The sequence below is a fragment of the Actinosynnema sp. genome, from assembly GCF_052038725.1.
This window is the reverse complement of sequence record NZ_JBQGCX010000822.1, coordinates 1-3,239: the sequence shown is the minus strand read 5'-3', so window position 1 is coordinate 3,239 and position 3,239 is coordinate 1. Positions and strand designations below refer to the sequence as shown.

The window sequence follows — 3,239 nt, the reverse complement described above, 5'->3', positions numbered from 1 at the left end:
GGCCGCGGCGGTGGTGGCCACCGCGTTCGCCGAGCGGTTCAACCGGGCCCAGCTCGGGGTTCTCGTCCGGGTGAACGCGCTGCTGGGACAGGAAGAACCGGCGGAGCGCTCAGGTCCGTGACAGCCGGAGGGCGAGGACCTGGAGGGGACCGGCGGGTCCGGGTAGTCGGCCTGGGCGGCGGTGAAGAACTCGGCCGGGGTGGCGATGCGCACCCGCGGGGAGCCCTCCAGGTCCGCGGTGCGGCGCGCGCGGGCCAGTTCCGCGCCGCTCCGCTCGGCGTCACCTCCCCGCCGGGCAGGTTCGTGTCCGACTCGACCCACGTGCCGCCCACCGGCACGAAGCGGCCCACCGCCAGCCGGGGCGCCGAGCGGCACCCAGGCGTTGCGCGGATTACGGCGGGGCGGAGGCGTTCGTCCAGGACACGGGCCAGCGGTCGCCCCACCAGCAACCGGCCACTGTGCATCCGGCCTCCCCGCTCCAGCGGTCCTCGCAACCGCTTCGAGCCCGGCGCAGTCCGGCGCTCAGGGCAGGTTCCCGCCACCCCGGCCTCGTTTCGACTGACACTGAAGCGATAGTGCAGGAATATTGTGGAATCACCTGTCACACCCCGCTCCCCCACCTCGTCCTCCCCCGGAAGCACCGAACAGCGGAGGGATGACGATGAAGATCGCAGTGGCCGGTGGGACCGGGACCGTGGGCCGCAAGGTCGTCGCGGCGGTGGAGTCGGCCGGGCACGAGGCCGTGGTGCTGTCGCCGTCGCGCGGCGTCGACCTGGTCACCGGCGAGGGGCTCGACGCGGCGCTCGCCGGGTGCGCGGGCGTGATCGACGTGGCGAACACGGCGGTGTGGGACCGGGAGAGCGCCGAGCGGTTCTTCGGGACCGTGGCGACCAACCTGGTCGAGGGGTGCGCGCGGCACGGGGTCGGGCACCTGGTGGTGCTGGGGATCGTCGGGACCGACGAGGTGGACCTCGGTTATTACTACGGCAAGCGCCTCCAGGAGCGGATCGTCTCCGAGGGGCGGGTGCCGTGGACGATCCTGCGGGCCACCCAGTTCTTCGAGTTCGCCGAGCAGAACACCGCGCGGGTCGAGGGGGAGGTGGTGGAGCTGATGCCGATGCTGTCGCAGCCGGTGGCGACCGAGGACGTGGCCGAGCGGCTGGTCGAGCTGGTCACCGGGGAGCCGCAGGGACGCGCGAGGACGTTGGCGGGGCAGGAGAAGCTCACACTGGCGGAGATGGCGCGGCGGCTGTTCGAGCGCACCGGCGACCGGCGGGAGATCCGGGTGCAGGAGCTGGGCGAGGTCGGGGCGCAGCTCGCGTCCGGCGCGCTCACCCCCTCCGGCGAGCACGACCGGGGCAAGCGCACGTTCGCGGACTACCTGGCGGCGCTGGAGGTCTGACTGGGCCGGGGTGCGGTCCCGGTGGGCCGCACCCGCTCCACCACCGTGCGCGCGACCACGTCGCCGAGCCGCTGCCGCTTCGGCGTGACCGCGATCAGCACCGCGCCGACCAGCCCGAACAGCTGCCCGTCGACGGCCATCACCAACCACCGCAGCAGGTTCGCGCCGAGCGTCGGCTCGCCGCCGTCGAGCGCGCGCACCCGGATGCCCACCAGCCGCATCCCCGGCGACGCGCCGCCGTTGCGCAGCGGCGACCACACGTGCACCCAGAGCGCGCTCAGCAGCAGCGCCCCCGCGTACGACCAGGCCACGACCGGGATGACGTGAGGGCCTGCCTCGCGGCTGAGCAGACCCCGGTCGATCAGCACCAGCGCGAGCGCGAACAGCCCCACCGCGAACAGCGCGGAGACCACCGCGGCGAGCAGGTTGTCGAGCGCGAACTGGGCGTAGCGGCGGAGCACGACCGGCTCGGCGTCGATGGGCACGGGTGACACCGTAGTCACCGCCACCACCCCCGCGAGCACTAGACCGGGCGGCGGGTCTCGTCCGCGCGGACGACGCGCCCGCCGGGGTCCGCGCACCAGGGTGGGCGCCGGACACCCGCACCCGGACGAGGGGAGAACCCTTGCGCAACAAGGTATCCGTTCTCATGGCGGCGACGCTCGCGTTGACCGCCGCGCCACCCGCCCACGCCGGACCGGCCGATCCGGCCCGGCAGTACGCGGACCAGGCCGTCACCTGGGGCGAGTGCGCGTTCACCCCCACCGCGCCGCTGGAGTGCGCGCTGATCACCGTGCCGAGGGACTGGGCGGACCCCGGTTCCGGCGCGGAGCTGGAGGTGTCGATCAGCCGCAGCCGGGCGACCGGCGGGCGTCGGGGCGCGATGCTGGTCAACCCCGGCGGCCCCGGCGGTCAGGGCGCAGGCCTCGCGGGCGACCTGGCCGCGCTCGCGCCGGACCTGGCCGGGGCGTACGACCTGATCGGCATGGACCCGCGCGGCACGGGGCAGCAGGGCGTGGCGGGCAGCGCGTTCACCTGCGAGGTGCCTGCCGACCGGCTGCCCACCGGGCTGCTCGACGCGCGGGACCGCTCGGCGGCCAGCCTCGCCGAGCACGCGAAGGAGCCCAGGGCGGTCGCCGAGGCCTGCCAGAGCGACGCCCGCACCCCGTACGTCACCACCTGGCAGACCGCGCACGACGTGGACCTCGTGCGCGCGCTGCTGGGCGAGGAGCGGTTGCACTACCTGGGCTACTCGTACGGCTCGTGGCTGGGCGCGAAGTACGCGTCGCTGTTCCCCGACCGGGTCGGCAAGGTCGTGCTGGACTCCAGCGTGAACTGGCAGGGCCGGTTGCAGGCGGCGTTCGAGGCGTGGCCGCAGATCGGCGACCGGCAGTTGGAGCAGCAGTACTTCCCGTGGCTGTCCAGGCAGTTCCCGGACGCGGTGGGCGAGGACCCGCGCGGCGCGTGGGAGCGGGCGCGGGAGGTGTACGCCGGGCACGGCGTGGCGCCGGACGCGTACGACCGGATCTTCGTCGGGATGGGCAACGAGCTGGTCTGGCTGCTGTCGGCGGCGGTCCTGGTCGCGGCGCTGGGCGAGGACCCCGGGACGCCGGAGGCGCTGCGGGCGCGGCTGGACGAGGTGTCGGCGCGCGAGTTCGGCGTGCCGCTGAGCGGGCTGACCCCGGCGAGGGTGGCCGAGGGGCTTGCGGACCACACCTCGTACCCCGGCACGTACTACGCGGTGACCTGCGGCGACGAGGTGCCCCGGACGGCGGCGCGGAACAAGGCGCTGAGCGACCGGCAGGGCCCGAGGTGGCCGGTGTTCGGCTGGGCGTAC

The 3,239-nt window shown here is 74.6% G+C and carries 3 protein-coding genes; 2 read left to right on the top strand and 1 reads right to left on the bottom strand.

What is annotated here, in order from left to right:
* The first annotated feature begins 661 nt into the window (after positions 1-661).
* Entirely contained in the window at positions 662-1,402 is a 741-nt protein-coding gene (locus ACTUAL_RS16930) for an SDR family oxidoreductase (RefSeq protein WP_440900944.1), read from the top strand.
* Here the strand turns inward: ACTUAL_RS16930 and ACTUAL_RS16925 are convergent.
* The gene (locus ACTUAL_RS16925) at positions 1,378-1,887 is read right to left on the bottom strand and encodes an RDD family protein (protein WP_440900943.1); all 510 of its coding nucleotides are present in this window, start codon (positions 1,885-1,887) and stop codon (positions 1,378-1,380) included. The genes ACTUAL_RS16930 and ACTUAL_RS16925 overlap by 25 nt on opposite strands.
* A gap of 140 nt (positions 1,888-2,027) precedes the next feature.
* On the opposite strand from ACTUAL_RS16925, the gene ACTUAL_RS16920 reads away from it, so the two are divergent.
* Positions 2,028-3,239 (top strand): alpha/beta fold hydrolase (locus tag ACTUAL_RS16920; protein ID WP_440900942.1); only part of this gene is annotated, 1,212 nt, incomplete at its 3' end.